This is a genomic window from Aquimarina aggregata (genome assembly GCF_001632745.1).
In the GTDB taxonomy this organism is placed as follows: Bacteria; Bacteroidota; Bacteroidia; order Flavobacteriales; family Flavobacteriaceae; genus Aquimarina; species Aquimarina aggregata.
The window spans coordinates 162,796-181,860 of the sequence record NZ_LQRT01000013.1 but is presented as its reverse complement, the minus strand read 5'-3'; the positions used below and the strand labels follow the sequence as shown (position 1 = coordinate 181,860).

21 protein-coding genes are annotated in these 19,065 nt (G+C 31.2%); 11 read left to right on the top strand and 10 right to left on the bottom strand.

What is annotated here, in order from left to right; genetic code table 11:
• Positions 1-68 precede the first annotated feature (68 nt).
• The 7 genes from AWE51_RS12105 to AWE51_RS12075 form a co-directional block, all read right to left on the bottom strand.
• On the bottom strand, positions 69-1,328 hold the full coding sequence (locus AWE51_RS12105; protein WP_066313842.1) for a hypothetical protein: 1,260 nt from the start codon (positions 1,326-1,328) through the stop codon (positions 69-71).
• 195 nt (positions 1,329-1,523) lie between these two features.
• On the bottom strand, positions 1,524-2,687 hold the full coding sequence (locus AWE51_RS12100; protein ID WP_066313841.1) for a metal ABC transporter permease: 1,164 nt from the start codon (positions 2,685-2,687) through the stop codon (positions 1,524-1,526).
• A complete protein-coding gene (locus AWE51_RS12095; RefSeq protein WP_066313839.1) occupies positions 2,680-3,810 on the bottom strand; it encodes a metal ABC transporter permease in 1,131 nt (376 codons plus the stop codon). Before AWE51_RS12095 ends, AWE51_RS12100 begins: the two co-directional genes overlap by 8 nt.
• A 22-nt stretch (positions 3,811-3,832) precedes the next feature.
• Positions 3,833-4,570, bottom strand: coding sequence for a metal ABC transporter ATP-binding protein (locus AWE51_RS12090; RefSeq protein WP_066313838.1), 738 nt, complete (start codon positions 4,568-4,570; stop codon positions 3,833-3,835).
• Positions 4,570-5,487: a metal ABC transporter solute-binding protein, Zn/Mn family gene (locus AWE51_RS12085; protein ID WP_066313835.1), complete on the bottom strand. Its 918-nt coding sequence runs from the start codon at positions 5,485-5,487 to the stop codon at positions 4,570-4,572. The genes AWE51_RS12090 and AWE51_RS12085 overlap by 1 nt, the downstream gene beginning before the upstream one ends.
• 1 nt (position 5,488) lies before the next feature.
• Positions 5,489-5,959 carry a thioredoxin family protein gene (locus AWE51_RS12080; protein WP_066313832.1) on the bottom strand — a complete coding sequence of 157 codons (471 nt, stop codon included), beginning with the start codon at positions 5,957-5,959 and terminating at the stop codon, positions 5,489-5,491.
• A gap of 2 nt (positions 5,960-5,961) precedes the next feature.
• Complete coding sequence (locus AWE51_RS12075; RefSeq protein WP_066313831.1) at positions 5,962-8,256, bottom strand: TonB-dependent receptor; 2,295 nt, start codon at positions 8,254-8,256, stop codon at positions 5,962-5,964.
• A gap of 51 nt (positions 8,257-8,307) precedes the next feature.
• Between AWE51_RS12075 and AWE51_RS12070 the strand changes: the two genes are divergently transcribed.
• The 5 genes from AWE51_RS12070 (at position 8,308) to AWE51_RS12050 (ending at position 12,089) form a co-directional block, all read left to right on the top strand.
• The gene (locus AWE51_RS12070; protein ID WP_066313830.1) at positions 8,308-8,994 is read left to right on the top strand and encodes a metal-dependent transcriptional regulator; all 687 of its coding nucleotides are present in this window, start codon (positions 8,308-8,310) and stop codon (positions 8,992-8,994) included.
• Between the two features lie 81 nt (positions 8,995-9,075).
• On the top strand, positions 9,076-9,855 hold the full coding sequence (locus AWE51_RS12065) for a 3'-5' exonuclease (RefSeq protein WP_066313829.1): 780 nt from the start codon (positions 9,076-9,078) through the stop codon (positions 9,853-9,855).
• A 30-nt stretch (positions 9,856-9,885) separates the two neighbouring features.
• The gene (locus AWE51_RS12060; protein WP_066313828.1) at positions 9,886-10,497 is read left to right on the top strand and encodes a fumarylacetoacetate hydrolase family protein; all 612 of its coding nucleotides are present in this window, start codon (positions 9,886-9,888) and stop codon (positions 10,495-10,497) included.
• Positions 10,498-10,836, top strand: a complete 339-nt coding sequence (locus AWE51_RS12055) for an Hpt domain-containing protein (protein WP_066313826.1) — start codon at positions 10,498-10,500, stop codon at positions 10,834-10,836.
• Between the two features lie 2 nt (positions 10,837-10,838).
• Positions 10,839-12,089 carry a CinA family nicotinamide mononucleotide deamidase-related protein gene (locus AWE51_RS12050; RefSeq protein ID WP_066313824.1) on the top strand — a complete coding sequence of 417 codons (1,251 nt, stop codon included), beginning with the start codon at positions 10,839-10,841 and terminating at the stop codon, positions 12,087-12,089.
• Here AWE51_RS12050 and AWE51_RS12045 read toward each other — a convergent pair.
• The 3 genes from AWE51_RS12045 to AWE51_RS12035 form a co-directional block, all read right to left on the bottom strand.
• Entirely contained in the window at positions 12,084-12,476 is a 393-nt protein-coding gene (locus AWE51_RS12045; RefSeq protein ID WP_066313822.1) for a hypothetical protein, read from the bottom strand. The genes AWE51_RS12050 and AWE51_RS12045 overlap by 6 nt on opposite strands.
• 167 nt (positions 12,477-12,643) lie before the next feature.
• Complete coding sequence (locus AWE51_RS12040) at positions 12,644-13,048, bottom strand: hypothetical protein (RefSeq protein ID WP_066313821.1); 405 nt, start codon at positions 13,046-13,048, stop codon at positions 12,644-12,646.
• 78 nt (positions 13,049-13,126) lie between these two features.
• Positions 13,127-13,528 (bottom strand): hypothetical protein, encoded by a 402-nt coding sequence (locus AWE51_RS12035; protein ID WP_066313820.1) that lies wholly within the window; start codon positions 13,526-13,528, stop codon positions 13,127-13,129.
• A gap of 326 nt (positions 13,529-13,854) precedes the next feature.
• Here AWE51_RS12035 and rpmB point away from each other — a divergent pair, with 326 nt between their 5' ends.
• The 6 genes from rpmB (at position 13,855) to AWE51_RS12010 (ending at position 19,051) form a co-directional block, all read left to right on the top strand.
• Positions 13,855-14,094, top strand: a complete 240-nt coding sequence (gene rpmB / locus AWE51_RS12030) for a 50S ribosomal protein L28 (protein ID WP_066313819.1) — start codon at positions 13,855-13,857, stop codon at positions 14,092-14,094.
• 26 nt (positions 14,095-14,120) lie between these two features.
• A complete protein-coding gene (gene rpmG / locus AWE51_RS12025; protein ID WP_066313818.1) occupies positions 14,121-14,303 on the top strand; it encodes a 50S ribosomal protein L33 in 183 nt (60 codons plus the stop codon).
• Positions 14,304-14,309: 6 nt separating this feature from the next.
• Positions 14,310-14,462: a DUF4295 domain-containing protein gene (locus AWE51_RS26125; RefSeq protein ID WP_082832419.1), complete on the top strand. Its 153-nt coding sequence runs from the start codon at positions 14,310-14,312 to the stop codon at positions 14,460-14,462.
• A 118-nt stretch (positions 14,463-14,580) separates the two neighbouring features.
• Positions 14,581-15,534, top strand: coding sequence for a signal recognition particle-docking protein FtsY (gene ftsY, locus AWE51_RS12020; RefSeq protein WP_066313816.1), 954 nt, complete (start codon positions 14,581-14,583; stop codon positions 15,532-15,534).
• Between the two features lie 137 nt (positions 15,535-15,671).
• Positions 15,672-17,282, top strand: coding sequence for a carboxypeptidase-like regulatory domain-containing protein (locus AWE51_RS12015; protein WP_066313815.1), 1,611 nt, complete (start codon positions 15,672-15,674; stop codon positions 17,280-17,282).
• A gap of 233 nt (positions 17,283-17,515) precedes the next feature.
• Complete coding sequence (locus tag AWE51_RS12010; protein WP_157766088.1) at positions 17,516-19,051, top strand: carboxypeptidase-like regulatory domain-containing protein; 1,536 nt, start codon at positions 17,516-17,518, stop codon at positions 19,049-19,051.
• Positions 19,052-19,065 lie beyond the last annotated feature (14 nt).

Genomic DNA, 19,065 nt, shown 5'->3' with positions numbered 1-19,065 from the left:
CTTTAAATTTTAGAAAAGATTAAAAAAAGTAATACTAATATTAAGTTTTTGAATGATTAAAATTTTGTCTACCTATTAAAAGGATATTCCTGAATCCAGTTAAAACCTCTGTTCATGAGTCTGAAATCTTTCTTGTCAAGACGCTTTGTTTGACAATCAATAGTATCATTTTTATGTATTCCTTGAAAGCGCATAGTAGAATCTGTCCGGGTGTATATGAAGTTGTATACTTTAGTAGAGTCTTTAGTGTCAGTCCAAATTATTTTTTGATTAATCGTGTCTACTTCAGATTTATAACGAAATCTTTTCATATCCATGTTATAGAATTGCATAGACTTTTTATACTCTATTGCAATATATTTCCAACGAATAGTATCTGTTGTAAGTGGAGGGATTTCTTTTTGATTTACTTTAAAATTGGTGATTTCATATAAACCGTACAAAGGCGTTTTTTTATAAGAATAGCGTCCATATTCTTTTAAATAATCCATGTTTTCCTTTAGAGGATAAAAAAATATAAATAGCACAATCATACCTTTAGAAATTAATAATATCTTTTTGTGGATTGATTTATGAAAAGGCGGTCGATAAGATGTAGTAGCATGTGTAGGTACATTAAGGATTAATAATCTGTACAATTGCTTTATTTTTGGAGTTGAAATGATTAATGCCATTAACCATAGTTCGGTAGAAAATAGTTTTATAGGAATATCATAAAAATAGTTTAAGGCCATAACGTTGCCCATTACTATCATTAAAATCAAACCTCCAAGATATTGTGTGCGTTTATATAATAAGAGTATGCCTCCTATGAGTTCTGCTATTCCAGAAAATATGGTGTATCCAGCAGAAAACCCCATAAAAGTCCATGCAAGTCCCATTGGTGACATATCTCCAATCGGCTCTAATAATCTATAAAATGAAGGCTCTGAAAACTGTAAAGGAATTGCTTTTGCCCAACCATAGGACATCATATTATATCCAAGGTAATAACGTAATCCTACTCTAAACCAATAATTAATTTTGATTAAGTCTTCTTTGCTTCTGAAAAAGAAAGTCCAAAAAACAGCTCCTATAATAGCAACTAAAATAAAAAATAGAACCAGTACATAGTCATATGTAGTATCTCCGCTACCATTAGTAAAAACTGTGATATCTTCTTTTAATTGAAGAATGTTTTTTCCTATCCAAGGGATAATAAAGTGATAAATGTCATTAAAAAAAATGTCTATAAAATCAAAACCTGGGATAATATTAAGGGGAAACGGAATGATTAATAATATGAAGAATAAAACTACAAACCTAAATACTATTTTATGTTTAATCATTGATTTGTTGATTGATTGTGAATGTTCGAAAGTAAATGTTTTGAGTTAATTGTTTTGAAGTGTAAGTAGGATTTTAACTTTTTTATAGGACAAGAGGTGCTTTTGTATTACCAAATGTTTGATTATTTAAATAATACTAAATAATATCATAGGGTTATGATATGTGGTATCGAATGGGAAAATGTAAAACCTAAATTAACCTCTGAATAAGAAAAACCGATCTTTCATATGTTCAATTTCAGAGTTTTTATTGGTTAAGATGTAATCGATCGCTTCTTTGGTAAAGTTCTTTCCTTTTTCGGTTAAAAAAATGATATCTTTTTCGATAGTAATCATGTTGTTTTTAAGAGCAAGATCCAAAACAGATTTAGCTTTCACCTTTTGCCAATTAATATGTTCATTAAGATGTTTTACGTGTCTTTCAGACTCATCATCATTGTGATTACCTAGATGTAATAAAAATGTAAGTAATGAAACTTCAATACGTTGTTGTTTTTGACGATATAGAACAGAGAATAAACCTTTGTTAGGAGCAAATAAATAAACAAAAAGAAATATAAGTCCTAAAATAGTGGTCATAGATCCTGAGATAGAGGTGTCAAGAGCATGAGCACTCCAGTATCCTATAATAGCACTGCTTACACCAAATATAACAGACAGCAAAAGCATTTTTTTGAGATCATTGGTTAATAAATACGCTGTTGCAGCGGGCGCAATCATTAAAGCAATAACAAGGATAGCTCCTACAGCGTCAAACGCTCCAACGGTAGTGATTGAAGAAATAGTCATTAAACCATAATGCATAACTACAGGAGAAAGACCTAATGCAGAAGCAAGCCCAGCATCAAATGTGCTTACTTTTAATTCTTTAAAAAAGGCAAAAAGTAATGTGATAGTAATAAGTAGTATCGTACCAATAATCCATAAAGATTTTGGTCCAATATCTACTCCACCGATAGTTAGTCTATCAAAAGGAGCAAAAGCAAGTTCGCCTAACAGTACAGCATCTACATCAAGATGAACGTCATTTGCATTTTTGGAGATTAAAATGATACCGATACTAAAGAGTGCAGGAAAAACAAGTCCTATGGCTGTATCTTCTTTAACTAATCCTGTTTTTTGAATAAACTCTACTAAAACAACAGTCAACACTCCGCTAGCAGCAGCAAGAATAATGAGTAAAGGGGACGATAAATCATGGGTAATAAAAAAGCCAATTACGATACCTGGTAAAATCGAATGACTAATAGCATCAGTAATCAAAGCCATTTTTCTTAATACTAGAAATGTACCAGGTATAGCACATGCTATGGCAACCATACTGGCAATTAATTGTATTTCAATTTGGGCATTACTCATTTTCTTCTTTGATTAATTGATCATATAAATTAGCAGCTGTATGATATCCAGATGCAGTCATTGACCACATATTTCCATTAATTTTTACATAATCCTTGTCTTCTAATTTTTGCAATGATTTTCTAGTAAATCCTTGAAAATTGTTCAAAATTTTTATAGCATGAGGGTGAGTAGTATCTTCATGAGTTTTGGCAATATTGTACATAAAAGAAAGTGTCTTATGTAGTTCAAGATCACTTCTGTTTTTTCTAAATCTAATTTCTCTAAATAATAAACCACGACCAGGAGAAAATATAAAAGAAAATAAAACAAAGACTCCTGCAACTAGTACAATTACAGGTCCTGTTGATAAATTATTGTTACTAGCACTAATTGCAGTGCCTAACACACCCGAAAAGGCCCCAAATATTGCAGCTAAAATTACCATAACGGCGAGGTTATTTGTCCATTGTCTTGCTGCAGCAGCAGGAGCAAGTAACATAGCGCTCATTAAAACTACTCCAACAGTTTGTAGTCCTAAAACAATTGCAATAACAATAAATGTTGTGATCAGTATGTCTAAAAATTTAGTATTAAAACCAAGGGTTTTGGTGTAGTCGGCATCAAAAAGTAAAATCTTAAGCTCTTTCCAGAATAGTAATAAAATAATTAGACTAATCCCTGTAACAATAGCCATTAACCAAACATCACTTTCTAAAAGGGTGGCAGCCTGTCCAAAGAGATAACTTTCTAGGCCAGCTTGATTGGCATTTGGCATTTTTTGAATATAGGTAAGCAATAACATACCAAACCCAAAAAATAATGACAATATAAGGCCTAATGCGGTATCTGATTTAAGATGTGTTTTACGAGTTATCCCTCTAATCCAAAATGTACCAATTAACCCGCTGATTAAGGCGCCGAGTAAAAAAACAGAACTATTTTTTGTTTCAATAATTAAAAATGCAATAGCAATACCCGGCAAAGCAGCATGCGAAATGGCATCACCTAGCAGACTTTGTTTTCGAAGTACGGCAAAACTACCCAACATACCACAAATAGCACCAAGAACAGCTGTGCCTAAAGTAATAGTGCGCAAGGTGTAATCTGTAAAAACGAGATCTATGTATTGAATTAAATCCATATTTTTATGTTATGAGTATTATCTATTGCTGAATACTCACTTTGTAATTGATTCCGTATGTTTTAGTTAAGTTATCATCGTTAAAAATATCTTTCACAGGGCCCGTTGCGATCTTTTTTACATTTAGAAAAGTAACCCAATCAAAGTATTCAGGGACAGTTTGTAAATCATGATGTACAACAATAACTGTTTTTCCTTGTTTTCTTAGCTCTTTGAGAATATTAATTATGGCTTTTTCGGTAGTGGCATCTACACCTTGAAAAGGCTCATCCATAAAATAAATAGCAGCATTTTGTACTAAAGCTCTGGCTAGAAAGATACGTTGTTGTTGTCCGCCAGAAAGTTGGCTTATTTGCCTGTTTTTAAAAGAAAGCATTCCTACTTTTTCTAAAGCTTCTAATGAAGCTTTTTTTTCTTTTTGACCAGGTCTTTTGATCCAACCTAAACTTCCGTACGTTCCCATCATAACTACATCTAGGGCTGTTGTAGGGAAGTCCCAGTCTACACTTCCTTTTTGTGGGACATATGCAACTAACGAGCGTTGTTTTTTGTATGGCTTTCCGTATATCTGAACACTTCCGGCAATAGGAGTAATGATATCTAAAATAGATTTAATCAATGTAGATTTTCCTGCGCCATTTGGTCCAACAATAGCCATTAGAACACCTTCAGGAATAGCAAGGTCAATATCCCATAAAACAGGTTTGTAATTATAGGCCACAGTAAGATCATCTATTTGAACGGCTATTTTTTTATTCATTATTTTAAGGCATTTACAATCGTATTGACATTATATTCGAACATGCCGATATAATTTCCTTCGTTAGTATCAGGGTTTCCTAAGGCATCAGAAAATAATGTGCCTCCTATAACGACTTCATGGTTTTTTGATTTTACAGCTGCCTGTAATGCTTTAATTGTTCGTTTTGGTACAGAAGTCTCAACAAAAATAGCTTTTACTTCATTTTTAATAATAAAATTAGCTAATTTCTGAACATCTTGAACCCCAGCTTCTGTTGCTGTTGAAAGCCCTTGTAATCCAACAACATTAAAGTCAAATGCTTTTCCAAAATAACTAAATGCGTCATGAGCGGTAACTAAAATACGTTTTTCTTTTGGTAAGGTTGTGATGGTATTTTGTAATTCTTTTTCAAGTTGACTTAATTTATCAAGATATATCTTACCGTTATTTTTATAGCTACTAGCATTTTTAGCATCTATTTCTACTAGTTTGTCTATTACAAATTGAGTAACTATTTTCCAATTCGTGACACTAAACCAAATATGAGGGTCATAATTTGAAGCAAAATAGTCGGACCCAATTAATGTATTTTTATCTAAGCTTTCTCCTACGGCAATCGCTTTTCTATTTTGAAGTTTCATTTTCTCAAAAACTTCGACCAGTTTACCTTCTAGATGTAAACCGTTATAAATAATAACATCGGCATTAACTAGTTTAGATACATCACCTTCACTGGCTTTATATAAATGAGGATCCACACCACTCCCCATTAATCCATCAACCTTGATTAAATCTTTACCTATATTTTTAACAAGATCTGTGATCATAGATGTAGTTGTAACTACATAGAGTTTTTCGTTTTTGTCTTTCGTTTCTTGTTTACAAGAAAATAGAGTAATAAAAAGAAAACAAAGACTTATAATTCGATTGATCATGTTAGGATAGTTTTTTTAATATTTTACTAAGCTGTTTAGCACTTAAAAATGATTGTTGCTGAAATATGATTTCATATTTAGCATTTAAAATGGTTAATGTAGGGTAGCCAATTTTATTGTTTACTGTAGCTAACTCTTTTGCCAATTGATGTACTCCTGTTTTATGGCCATTTGGCTGAAAATTAAAATCGTTATTTAAAAATGTAATTCTTTTACGACTTTCAGCATTTAGAGATACGAAATAAAAATTGTTGTTTAAATTTTGAACGATTTCAGAATTTTTAAAAGTAGTGTTCTCCATATTTTTACAGTACATACACCAATCCGTGTGCACAAAAATGACTATAGGTTTTGGAGCAGTACTCATTTTGTCCTTTAGAGACTCGAATGAATTCACTTGTATTTGCGCATTTATATTTTGACTTATTAAAAAAGTAAAAATTGCGACGCTATATAGTAGTATTGTTTTCATAATTATAGTAGAGTATAACGTACCCCTAAGAATCCACGAGCTCCTTGATTAGGGCCGTAAATATAGGTAGAATCAAAAGTAAGGCCATATGGATTATCTGCAGTAACCAAAACATCTCCGTTTTGATTAAATTGCACATTGTTATCAAAAGGATCTTCAGCTCTAGATATTAAAAAAGGATTACCTCGATTAGGTGTCCAGTCTAATAGGTTTTTGACACCTCCGTATATTTCAAGATTGGTGCTAGATTTGTAAGTAAATTGAATATTTTGAATACTATACCACGGAGAATTATCTCTTCTAGGGTCATTTGGGCCTAGAGTAGGCAGTCGCATTGGGCCGTAAGCATTTCCTGTATAATCTAATGTGAGATTTAGAGCATGGACTTTATAGGTAACTCCCCAAGTTCCTGTAAAGCTTTCTGTTAAAACCTGACGAGACCTTATGCCATCATCAGTATTAGATACATTTAAAGCACTAAAACCAGCCATTACCTTTAGACCATTAGAAAAATTGATGTCAGAATTAAGACTCACACCTGTCGACACGGCATATCCATCTAAGTTACCATAACGTATTTGTTGTGGGTTTGTATCATAATCAGGAATAATCGCATTGGTAAAGTGGGTATACCAAGCAGAGGCATCTAAACCAATAAACGTTCCGTTATCGAAAAATATTTTTTTGATATAATTTAGATTGACATTATATGATTCTTCGGGGGCAAGATTTTCTTCAACTATGACTTCTCTAGATCCAGTAAGTGCTGCATGTTCTTCTGTAAACAAATTCACTACTCTAAATCCTGTTCCTGCATTTAATCTAAAAATGTTTTTATCATTAATACTCCATTTGTATGCTATTCTAGGAGTGAATATAGAACCATGACGATCGTCATAATCTAGTCTTGACCCTAGCAATAATTTATGATTTGAGGCTAACGTAATTTCATCTTGAACAAAAACGCCTGGTATTTTGGTTTCTTCTGGGTCGTTTGTATTATCAGATCCTGTTGCCGTTGTATTGTCGTCATAATATTGATATCGATACGCAGCACCAAACAACAAATCATGAGACTTTAGTTTTTTATCCCAAGCTAATTGTGTAAAACCTATTCTTTGTTTTGCTTGATAAGAAACATCGCCATAAAAAGAATTTTGATCATGGTTTGTATACGAGAAAGATAAAGATATAGGTTCTTTGGTTGGGAGTTCATAACTTCCTAAAACCTCATAACGGGTAGTGTAGATACTTTCTCCATAGATTTCATCACTACCTCTAAATGATCTATCCCATTCATTTTCTCCTCCCCATCTATCTTCATAATAAAAACGACCTGCAAGCGTAAAGTTCTTTCCACTACTTCTTTTAAAATTCCATTTATTAAAAATAGATATACGGTCTTGAAGTGTTAAATCGGTAAAACCATCTTCATTTTTATCAATGACTTGATCATAAAAAAAGTAGTTAGCTCCAACTAATGCAGTAGCTTTTCCTACTCTGGCCTTAAAACCGAAATCAATATTTGTTTCTCCCCAACCAGATGCAAATACATCGGTACTTATTTCGGGCGCAGCATCTGGGTTTTTGGTAATAATGTTTATCAATCCACCTACGGCTTCACTTCCGTAAAGAGAAGAGGCAGGCCCTTTTACAACCTCAATTCTTTCAATTAAAGAATTAGGTATTCCAGAAAGTCCATATACAGTTGATAAACCACTAACAATTGGCATACCATCAATCATAACTAGCGTGTAGGGACCTTCTAAACCATTGACGTGTATATCTCCTGTATTACAGATGCTACAATTAAGTTGAGGACGTACACCGTTAACATTTTGCAAAGCTTCAAATAAATTGGGGGTTGGGTTTTTTTTGAAAAATGTAGGAGAATAAATCTCTACAGGAACAGGACTTTCAGATCTGATAACAGGTTTAAGGGTTCCAGAAACAACTACTTCATCTAAGGTGGATCCTTGTGATAGTGTAAGACTTATTTTATTTTCTCCTTCTTTAATAGAGAGTTTTTTCTTAATTGTATTATATCCCGTAAAAGAAGCTATAATTTTATATGTTCCGATAGGGATTTTATGTATTGAGAATGTACCATTGTCATCACTAGAACTTCCTATAGAAGTTCCTTCAATAAATATATTAGCAAAAGGAAGTACTCCATTTTCATCATAAACTACACCCTCGAGTGATCCGGTAGTTTCAGTTTCTTGAGCATTCAATAAACTATGCTTTGGTATGCTAATAAGAAAAAAAGTAAATAATAATATGGTAACTAATCGCATTAGGTTTGTTAAATTTGTTTTATTAATGACGCAAAACTAAAAAAGTTAGCCATGACTAACAAATCAAATTTGAATAATTTAACAAAAAGTGAAGAAGATTATTTAAAAGCTCTTTTTCAGTTGCTTGTAGAAGATGATTCTGAGAAAGTAGGGAACAATTTATTAGCAGACTATCTTAACGTATCTCCGGCCTCTACTAATAACATGGTTAAAAAGTTAAAAACCAAGAATTATGTGGTAAGTGAGAAGTACGGAAAATTGGACTTAACTGAGCAAGGTAAATCAATTGCGGTACGCTTAATTAGAAAACATAGGTTGTGGGAAACTTTTTTATGTAAATACTTAAACTTTAGTTGGGATGAGGTACATGAAGTAGCAGAACAACTAGAGCACATAAAATCGAGTAAATTAATAGATGAATTGGATCGTTTTATGGATTTTCCTGAAAAAGACCCTCACGGAGAAATAATACCTAATGCCGATGGGGAGTACGCTGTTCTACCTAAAATAATGTTATCTTCTCTTGCCGAAGGTGAAGTATGTAAGTTAATCGCTGTAGATGATGGGTCGGTGAATTTTTTGAAATATGTATCAGAAATAGGATTAGCCTTAAGTAGTGAAATCAAAGTAATTGAAGTTAGAGAATTTGATAATTCAATTCGGATTCAATTTAATGATACAATAGAGACGGTAACTAGAAAGTTTGCTGATAATGTATTCGTTAAGAAGCTTGTATAAATTTAACAAATGTTAAAATAGGGATTCATTATAAGAATGTTAAATAATAGCTGTTATCTTTGAGTATCACACAAATAATTTATGGAGCTTAATTTAAAAAAACCAATATGTTTTTTTGATCTGGAAACTACTGGTGTAAACATATCTAAAGATCGAATTGTAGAAATAGCTATTCTAAAAGTATTTCCAAATGGAACTCAGGAGAGTAAGACATGGTTGGTAAATCCTGAAATGCCAATTCCTGCAGAAACTACAGCTATACATGGTATTGATGATGCGAAAGTGGCCAATGAGCCGACTTTTAAAAAACTTGCAGGTAAAATAAGCGAGATGATTAAGGGTTGTGATTTAGGAGGTTTTAATTCTAATAGGTTTGATATCCCTTTATTAGCAGAGGAATTATTGAGAGCGGATGTCGATTTTGATATGAAAAGTACCGTAGCGGTAGATGTACAAACCATTTATCATAAAATGGAGAAAAGAACATTGTCGGCTGCTTACAAATTCTATTGCGATAAAGATTTAACCGATGCACATTCTGCAGAAGCTGATACTAATGCCACTTATGAGGTATTGAAAGCTCAATTAGATAAATATCCAGAGTTAGAAAATGATACCAAATTTTTGGCAGAATTTAGTTCAAGAAAGCAGTTTGCAGATTTCGCAGGTTTTATTGTATACGATGAAAATGGTAAAGAAACTTTTTCTTTTGGTAAGCATAAAGGGAAGTCTGTAGAACAAGTTATGGAAGAAGAACCAGGTTATTTTGGATGGATTCAAAATGCAGATTTTCCATTATATACTAAAAAAGTGCTTACAGCAGTTAGACTTCGTAAGTTAAATAATAGTTTAAAGCTATAATTTTTTTACTTTTAAAATCACTTTAGGATTATGAAACTCATTTGCATCGGTCGCAATTATACGGATCATATTGAGGAATTAGAGAATGAAAGACCAACAGATCCTGTGGTTTTTATGAAACCTGATACCTCTATCTTGCTTAAAAAACAACCTTTTTTTATTCCTGATTTTTCTAATGATATTCATCATGAAGTAGAAGTACTGATAAAAATAAACAAGGTGGGTAAACATATTGATAAGAAATTTGCTCATAAGTATTATGATGAGATAAGTTTAGGAATAGATTTTACAGCTAGAGATTTACAAAGTAAACTCAAAGAAAAAGGATTGCCTTGGGAAAAAGCTAAATCCTTTGATGGAGCTGCAGTTATAGGACATTGGGTGTCTAAAAAAGAATTCGTAGATGTGGATGATATTGATTTTCATTTAGAGAAAAATGGTAAAACTGTTCAGCGAGGTAATACCAAACTTATGTTATGGAAGATTGATGAATTAATAGAATATATATCAAAATATTTTACTTTAAAGATAGGAGATGTTATATTTACAGGTACACCAGCAGGTGTAGGATCCGTAAAGGCAGAAGATATTCTGACAGGATATATAAGCGATAAACAATTTTTTTCAATAAAAATTAAGTAAATGAGCAAAGGATATAGTTTAAAAAATGTGAATGAATTATCTGGAGGAGATGATGAATTTGTAGCTGTTTTGGTACAGACGTTTTTAGAAGAAATACCACCTGATCTTGATAGTATGGTTCAGGCTGTTGATTCGGATAATCCACAAATGGCATATCAATATGCTCATAAAATGAAACCTAATCTTCAGCTATTTGATATAGATCTTTTGACTCAGATTAAACAAGTAGAAGCCTGGTCTAAAAATAATAAAGCAAAAGAACAGATAAAACCTGTTTTAAATGATATTGTTGCCGCAGTTAATAACGCTATAGAGCATCTTAAGGAAGATTTTGCCTAAATATGCTTGCAGAAATTATTACTATAGGTGATGAAATTCTCATCGGGCAAATCGTAGATTCTAATTCTGCGTTTATAGGAAAAGAACTTAATGATATCGGCGTCGATGTTTATCAGATCACATCAATAAGTGATGATAAAAAACATATTTTAAATGCTTTGGATGAGGCAAAACAGCGAGTTGATATTGTCATCATAACTGGTGGTTTAGGTCCAACAAAAGACGATATAACTAAGCATACTATATGTGAGTACTTTGATGATAAGCTAATTCAAAATGATGAAGTTTTAGTGCATGTAGAAAAGTTATTTGCAAAATACATCTCTACGCCTATTTCGGATGTGAATAAGCAGCAAGCAATGGTCCCTAGTACCTCACGAGTGTTAATGAATCAATACGGTACTGCTCCAGGGATGTGGTTAGAAAAGGATAATACTGTATTTATATCCATGCCTGGTGTGCCTTATGAAATGAAAGGACTGATGAAAAGTCAAGTTCTTCCGGGATTACAAAAAAGATTCGATAGACCTTATATTTTGCATAAAACTGTACTTACCTATGGTATGGGAGAAAGTGCAATTGCCGAGAAAATTGAGTCTTGGGAAGATAATTTACCTTCATTTATAAAGTTGGCCTATCTGCCAAATCTTGGTAGGGTCAGATTACGGCTTTCGGCAAGAGGTAAAAATAAGGCAGTATTAGAAGAGGCAATTAAGATTAATGTAGACCAGTTAGAGACTCTAATCGGGGATATTATAGTTGGTTTTGAAGAAAATGAAACTATAGAGAAAAAAATAGGTAGTCTATTAGTTGATCAAGGTAAAACTTTAGCTATTGCCGAAAGTTGTACAGGAGGAAAGATAGCACAATCTTTTACTATTAATGCCGGTGCTTCGGCTTATTTTAAAGGCGCAGTTGTAACCTATGCTACAGCATCAAAAATAGATGTTTTAGGAATAGATCCCGCCGTAATCAAAGAATATACTGTTACAAGTGCAGAGGTAGCAGAAGCTATGGCTTTAGCTGCAAAAGACAAATTTAAATCCGATTATGCAATTGCAACAACCGGAAATGCAGGTCCTACTAAAGGTGATGGTGATGTAGAGGTGGGGACAGTTTTTGTAGCTATAGCTACACCTGATAGTGTTTTCTCTAAAAAATATGTATTTAGTAATCTAAGAGAAAGAACTATTGGTAAAGCGGTTAATAAAGCGTTTGAATTGATACTGGGGGTGCTAACAAAAAACTTATAAAATATTTTTAGACCAGTTAATTGCATCTTCTAGAGTGTTGAACTGATAGAAGGGTTTTCTGGCAAAGTGTTTTTCTACATGTACCGATTTTTCAGAAATCTTATTATACGTAACTACTCCATAGCCCGAAAAATTCTTCATAGAATTTAGAGGGCAATCTAAATAATCTACAGGAGAAATCGAATGAGAATTGACTCTATTTGAAATATAAGAGAATGGTTTCCCATTTCCATAATGTTTAAGTATTAAAGGAATAAGATCATCAAGTTTTTTAAGAGTAATAATCTCTCCTTCTTTTATTTCAGCAATAAAATAATTTTCAAAAAAATAATAGACCCCCAAATTAAGATCGTGTTTTTCTATAAGTTTGTCATTTTCGAGTTTCATGACTTATCTTTTTTTTATTTTTAAATGAGTCGTTAAAAGATAAATATTATTTCATTTTATACTTGATATTTAGTGTGTTACAAATTTAAATAATATTTAGTGTTGATTTCTTTTAGAAGGATTATAGATGATATTTGATAAATTTTGTAAGAATATCATATAACAAATTAATGCGAAACAATTAGTTCATCGACCCAGTCTATTGCATCTTTTAGACTATAAAAAATACGAGAAGGTATTTTATTGATAAATGCTTGCTCTAATGATGCAACCTCCTTACTTATATCATCGTATATAACGGCTGCAAAACCCTTGAGATTAGGAAATAATTTCTCAGATTTAAAATGAGAAGTTGGTTCGAATGAATAGGAGTTTTTTCTATTTGAAATACAAACAAAAGGGGTTTTGTCAGTATAGTGCATTTGAGCCAGTTCAAATAAAATGGCTGATTTTTCAAAATTTAATGTTATTCCTTCATTTATTTCGGCAACAAAGAAGTTTTCGTAAAAATAAACTTGACCGATTTTGAGGGTGTATTTTTTGATAAGTTTTTTGTCAATTTTGTCTATCATAACATATAAAAGGCCGAAAATAAGAGAATGATTTTTAAAATGTAATGTTTATAATGATTTTTTAATCGGGAATAAAAATTAATCAGGTAATACAATTTGATCTACCCATTCTATGGCGCTATCAAGATTTTTGAAAATACATGTAGGCCTATTGGTGAATAATTTTTCTAAGTTGGCAACTTCAAAACTGATATCATCATAAGTAACAATAGCATAACCTTTGAAATTCGGAAAAATATTTTCTAACTTATAATGTTCTGTTGGTTTTACAGAATATGAATTAATTCGATTAGAAATATAAACATATGGAATAGTACTTTTGTAATAGTCTTGTGCAAGCTGAAAAAGTTGTTTTCCACTTTCAAAATTAAGATTGATGTTTTCTTTTATCTCTGCAATAATAAAGTTTTCATAGAAATAAAATTTTCCAATATCCAAAGTGTGTTCATTAATTAATGACTTGTTTGTTTTTCTGCGCATTTATAATAAAGTTGGTCTATCTAAGATAAAACAATGCCTTTAAAAATTCAATATTTCTAATTGTTTTTTGTAGTCATAGTGGTTAATTTATGGTATAATCGTTTTTAAATAAGGTAAAAACTTCCAAAGTCACTGTGTTGCAAAGCCTAATTTATTTACTTTACAGCACCAAAATGTTCTTTAAAATAGTTGCAAATCCTTGTTTTTTGTAATTCTGAAAAAAAGTTACACTTAAACAAAAAAAAAGACTAAAGTATTATTGGTTGTTCGGTAATTAATTCGTTAATTTGCACCCTGTTTTGAAATAATACCAAAATTAAGAAGAGATGTCAAGAGTTTGCGAGCTTACAGGTAAAAAAGCAATGGTTGGGAATAATGTTTCTCATGCGATGAATAAAACAAAACGTAAATTCAATGCGAATTTAATTAAAAAGCGTTTTTATATCCCAGAAGAAGATCGTTGGGTAACACTAAAAGTGTCTACTTCTGCGTTAAAAAATATAAATAAGAACGGAATCTCTGCTGTTTTAAAAGAAGCAAGAGCAAAAGGTTTCTTAACTAAATAATCTCCTTTTTTAAAAGATACTAAAAAATGGCAAAGAAAGGTAATAGAGTCCAAGTAATATTAGAATGTACAGAGCATAAGGCCTCTGGAAAACCAGGTACATCAAGATACATTACTACAAAAAACAAAAAGAACACTCCAGATAGAATCGAGTTAAAGAAATTTAACCCTGTTTTAAAGAAAATGACTGTTCATAAAGAGATAAAATAATTAGACATGGCAAAGAAATCAGTAGCAACGTTACAGACAGGATCAAAGAGATTGACTAAAGCCATTAAAATGGTAAAATCTCCAAAAAGCGGAGCATATACTTTTGTTGAATCAATCATGGCACCAGAGGCTGTAAACGATTTTTTCAAGAAAAAGTAATTTCCCAAACAAGATATTTTAAAAAGAAGCCGTTTCAATTGTATTGAAATGGCTCTTTCTTTTTATATTTAGTAATTAATACTATTATTGTTGAATTTTAGCATATTGAATAATACAAATGGGGCTATTTAAGAAAATATTTTCTTCAGAGAAAAAAGAAACACTGGATAAGGGGTTAGAGAAATCTAAAACAAGTTTTTTTTCTAAATTAGGAAAGGCTGTAGCCGGAAAATCAAAGGTTGATGATGACGTTTTAGATAATCTAGAAGAAGTTTTAGTTACCAGTGATGTAGGTGTAAAGACTACTATAAAAATAATAGAGAGAATCGAAAACAGAGTTTCAAAGGATAAATACCTGGGAACTGATGAGTTAAATACTATTTTAAGAGAAGAAATAGCAGGTTTACTTTCAGAAACTAATGTAGGAGAAGCTACCGACTTTGAAATTCCAAAGGACAAAAAACCATATGTACTTATGGTTGTAGGTGTTAATGGCGTTGGAAAAACTACAACTATAGGTAAGTTAGCTCATCAATTTAAAAATAGAGGATTAAAAGTTGTTCTAGGTGCAGCAGATACATTTAGAGCAGCTGCGATAGATCAGCTTCAAGTTTGGGCAGATAGAGTAGATGTTCCTATAATTAAGCAAGCAATGGGAAGTGATCCAGCTTCTGTGGCATTTGATACATTAGAATCTGGCGTAAATCAAGACGCCGATGTTATTATTATTGATACTGCTGGTAGATTGCATAATAAGATTAACTTAATGAATGAGCTTACTAAAGTTAAGCGTGTTATGCAAAAAGTTATAGGGGATGCACCTCATGATGTGTTGTTGGTTTTAGACGGTTCTACCGGGCAAAATGCTTTTGAACAGGCAAAGCAATTTACTGCAGCTACCGAAGTTACATCATTAGCAGTAACTAAATTAGACGGTACGGCAAAAGGTGGTGTGGTAATTGGAATTAGTGATCAATTTCAAATCCCTGTAAAGTACATAGGAGTAGGAGAAGGGATAGAAGACCTTCAGGTATTTAATAAATATGAATTTGTAGATTCTTTTTTCAAATAAAAAGTAATCGTTATAAAATAGTTAAAAAGGTATTTTGATCTCTTCAAAATACCTTTTTTTGTTACTATTAAAAGTTGAATAGTGAATTGTGTTTTTAAGGATTATTTATAAAAACGTTTAATTTAAAATGGGCAAATATGGTTAAAAAGTTATTTTTTATAACATTATTATATTACTGTACTTGTCTAAATGTAATTCAGGCTCAGGATCATGTCGATGCAAATCAATTATTTTGTAGAGTCTTAGAAGAAGGTTCGAAACAACCAATTCTTTATGCAACTGTAAAGTTTATAGGAACTAATAGAGGACTCATATCTGATGATAGAGGAGAGTTTAGACTTCCTCTTGATCTAAATACAATAGAAAAAATCGAAATATCTTCTATAGGTTTTGGAACCAAAGAAATATCGGTAAAAGAACTTCGAAAGGATCAAATTAATATCATTTACTTAAAATCAAAAGTTGAAGAGCTAGATGCTGTAGCTTTAGTATTGAAAAAGAAAAAACTACCGCAGCCTTCAGCAGAAGAAATTGTAGCCAAGGCCCTTAGAAGAATCCCTATGAACTATCCTAAAACACCTTTTTCTTATATAGGGTATTATAGAGATTATCAGCAACCTGCTGATGACTCTTATTCAAAACTGTATAAGGGTAAAGGAAGTGTTCAGTATGTTAATCTAAATGAAGGTATAATTGAAGTTTTTGATGCTGGTTTTGGAACAGACTATTTTGGAGATAACAAAAACCAAACATTGCTTTATAGTTATGGTAGAAATGCTACTTTTATTCAAGACAGTACCCTTTCAGTCCCTTATGATAATGATAAAAAGAAATACTTAAAAGATGTTACTATATCACCATTGGGGGGTAATGAACTAAGTGTACTTAATATTACAGATATATTAAGAAATCATGATAAGGTAACGTTTTCTTTTGTCGATATGTTTGATAAAGATTTCATGAAAAATCATTTTTTCACATTAGAAGGTCTTAGTTATCTGGGGGATATTCCAATTTATAAAATTGGTTTTCTAACGGAAGCAAAGATTGCAGGAACTCTTCATTATGGAAAAGGGAAAATATATATATCTAAGGAGAATTATGCAATTCATAAATTTAATTATGAAATGTACGAAAAAGACAAAGAGATTAAAAAAAGTCCATTATACGCAGCGACATTAGAATACAAGGATATTAATGGAAAGATGTATTTAAATTACCTAACATTTAATAACAAATTTCAAGCAAATAGTGATCATTATTTTAAAGTAAAGAAAACTGTTTTTGATGAAGAAGATCTTTTCTTTGATGTTTATTTTAATAGAAAATTTGATAAAAAAACAATAAGTTCTAAAAAGAATAGATTTAAAATCGAATATACTTACAAACAAGAAAAAATAAATGTAAAGGAAGTTTTGATTTTTGATGATTATGTTAGGGTTTTAATTGATAAAAATCAATTACTATCCTCTCCTGATTTTAATAAAAGTACCCTTAAGAGAGATCTTAGGTTAACGATTAAAAATATAAAAGATATAGATGGAAATCTTTTAGATAAGATTCCTTCTGTAAAAGTAAATCAATATAGAGAGATATTTGTTCAAGAAGTTTTTCCGGGAAAAAAAGTGGACAAAAGATTGAAAGTAATGAATAAATATGCTCCTTTATTAGAGTCTGAGATCAATCCATTAGAAGAAAAAGAAAAATATTGGGTAAATACCCCATTAAAAAGGAATCGAAACAACTAAGAAAAAAGAGTATAAAGATAGCATTGATAGGTGTACAATCGTTATAAAATAGTTAAAAAGACGTTTTGATATAATCGAAACGTCTTTTTTTATAGATTTTTATAAAACTAGAAAAATACCTTTAATTAGGGGTTAAGTATTGAACAGAATTAATAAAGGCAAAAGTAGGTATGTGGTATAAAATTGATATAATCAAAATAACAATTTTGTTTATCACGATGACTTGCTATAATATGCAAAGTCAGCTTAATACTGATTTTTATTTTTGTCGAGTTGTGGATCAAGGTTCTGATATGCCTGTAGTTTATGCAACAGTTAAACTTGTAGGAACAAACCTAGGAGTAATTGCTGATGACAAAGGACAGTTTAAGTTACCTTTTGATCTGGAGGTTTCTGAGAAAATTAGTTTGTCTTCTATTGGTTATAAAACTAAAGAGGTTTTTATTAATCAACTCAAAAAAGGGCAAATTAATACGATCTATATCGAGCCTGGTATTGAAAAATTAGAGACTGTTACTTTAGTTTCTAACAAAAATAAGTCTGTTAAAAAGTTCACTGCAAGAGAAATTGTAAATAACGCAATAGATAATATCTCAAATAACTATCCCCAAAACCACTTTTCTTATATAGCGTATTATAGAGATTATCAACAGCCCAGAGATAATTCATATAAATTAATATTTAATGAAGATGCAGATATAGAATATATTAATTTAAATGAGGCTATTGTCGAAGTTTTTGATGCTGGATTTGGAACAAATTATTTAACAAATGAAGAAAATCAAACACTTCTTTATAAATATAAACAAAACACAAGTTTTTTAAGGGATAGTACATTAGCAATACCTTATGACAATAAAACAAAAAAATATTTAAAAAATGTTATAATTACTCCTTTTGGGGGAAACGAACTTAATCTTTTAAATATTACGAATGCAATACGAAATCATGATCAACTTGCTTTTTCTTATGTGGATAAATTTGATAGTGATTTTGTAAAAAATCATCTTTTTAAATTAGTCGGAGTTCGCAATTTAAACAATGTACCAATTTATGAAATAGAGATATCAACTAAGGTTGGAGCCACAGGAGGAAAACACTATGCAAAGGGTAAAATTTATATTTCTAAAGAGAATTTCGCAATTTTTAAGATGAGCTATCAGTCGTATGAGAAAGAAGTTAAAGAACCTTTATACGCTGTTACCGTAGAATATATCCCTATAGGTGAAAAAATGTATCTAAACTATATCACTTTCAATAATAAGTTTGAGGCAAATAGTGATCACTATTTTAAAGTTACAGATGTTGTATTCAATATAGAGAATACCTCTTTTGATATTTTTTTTAATAGAGAACTAGATCAAAATTCAATTACATCTAGAAACAACAATTTAAAAATTACCTATAAAGAAGAAAAACTAGCAATTAAGAACATTTTAATTTTAGAAGACCACTTAAGGGTTATAGTCGATAAAAAGAAGTTATTTTCCTTACCAGATTTTAGTCTGGAAAAATTACCCCAATATATTACTATAAAGGTTAAAACGATAAAGGATCTAAAGGGAAATACATTGCATAAGGTACCTAAAGTTTCCGTTAATCAATATAGGGAGTTGTTTGTGCAAGAGGTTTTTCCCGAAAAAAAGAAAAATGACAATACAGCTTCAATGAATAAATTTAAGCCCTTATCAACGTCAAGAATAAATACTTTTGAAGGAGAAAATGTATATTGGGAGAATACGCCACTAAAAAAGAGTAAAAAAAATTAAGTAAAAAAGTAAGC

Coding starts and splice junctions, on each gene's coding strand:
- AWE51_RS12045 (WP_066313822.1), bottom strand. CDS start 12,476: ATGAAACTCGAAAATGACAAACTTATAGAAAAACACGATCTTAATTTG.
- AWE51_RS12015 (WP_066313815.1), top strand. CDS start 15,672: ATGGTTAAAAAGTTATTTTTTATAACATTATTATATTACTGTACTTGT.
- rpmG (WP_066313818.1), top strand. CDS start 14,121: ATGGCAAAGAAAGGTAATAGAGTCCAAGTAATATTAGAATGTACAGAG.
- AWE51_RS26125 (WP_082832419.1), top strand. CDS start 14,310: ATGGCAAAGAAATCAGTAGCAACGTTACAGACAGGATCAAAGAGATTG.
- AWE51_RS12060 (WP_066313828.1), top strand. CDS start 9,886: ATGAAACTCATTTGCATCGGTCGCAATTATACGGATCATATTGAGGAA.
- AWE51_RS12100 (WP_066313841.1), bottom strand. CDS start 2,687: ATGAGTAATGCCCAAATTGAAATACAATTAATTGCCAGTATGGTTGCC.
- AWE51_RS12095 (WP_066313839.1), bottom strand. CDS start 3,810: ATGGATTTAATTCAATACATAGATCTCGTTTTTACAGATTACACCTTG.
- AWE51_RS12035 (WP_066313820.1), bottom strand. CDS start 13,528: ATGCGCAGAAAAACAAACAAGTCATTAATTAATGAACACACTTTGGAT.
- AWE51_RS12105 (WP_066313842.1), bottom strand. CDS start 1,328: ATGATTAAACATAAAATAGTATTTAGGTTTGTAGTTTTATTCTTCATA.
- AWE51_RS12065 (WP_066313829.1), top strand. CDS start 9,076: ATGGAGCTTAATTTAAAAAAACCAATATGTTTTTTTGATCTGGAAACT.
- rpmB (WP_066313819.1), top strand. CDS start 13,855: ATGTCAAGAGTTTGCGAGCTTACAGGTAAAAAAGCAATGGTTGGGAAT.
- AWE51_RS12090 (WP_066313838.1), bottom strand. CDS start 4,570: ATGAATAAAAAAATAGCCGTTCAAATAGATGATCTTACTGTGGCCTAT.
- AWE51_RS12050 (WP_066313824.1), top strand. CDS start 10,839: ATGCTTGCAGAAATTATTACTATAGGTGATGAAATTCTCATCGGGCAA.
- AWE51_RS12040 (WP_066313821.1), bottom strand. CDS start 13,048: ATGATAGACAAAATTGACAAAAAACTTATCAAAAAATACACCCTCAAA.
- AWE51_RS12085 (WP_066313835.1), bottom strand. CDS start 5,487: ATGATCAATCGAATTATAAGTCTTTGTTTTCTTTTTATTACTCTATTT.
- AWE51_RS12055 (WP_066313826.1), top strand. CDS start 10,498: ATGAGCAAAGGATATAGTTTAAAAAATGTGAATGAATTATCTGGAGGA.
- AWE51_RS12010 (WP_157766088.1), top strand. CDS start 17,516: ATGCAAAGTCAGCTTAATACTGATTTTTATTTTTGTCGAGTTGTGGAT.
- AWE51_RS12080 (WP_066313832.1), bottom strand. CDS start 5,959: ATGAAAACAATACTACTATATAGCGTCGCAATTTTTACTTTTTTAATA.
- ftsY (WP_066313816.1), top strand. CDS start 14,581: ATGGGGCTATTTAAGAAAATATTTTCTTCAGAGAAAAAAGAAACACTG.
- AWE51_RS12075 (WP_066313831.1), bottom strand. CDS start 8,256: ATGCGATTAGTTACCATATTATTATTTACTTTTTTTCTTATTAGCATA.
- AWE51_RS12070 (WP_066313830.1), top strand. CDS start 8,308: ATGACTAACAAATCAAATTTGAATAATTTAACAAAAAGTGAAGAAGAT.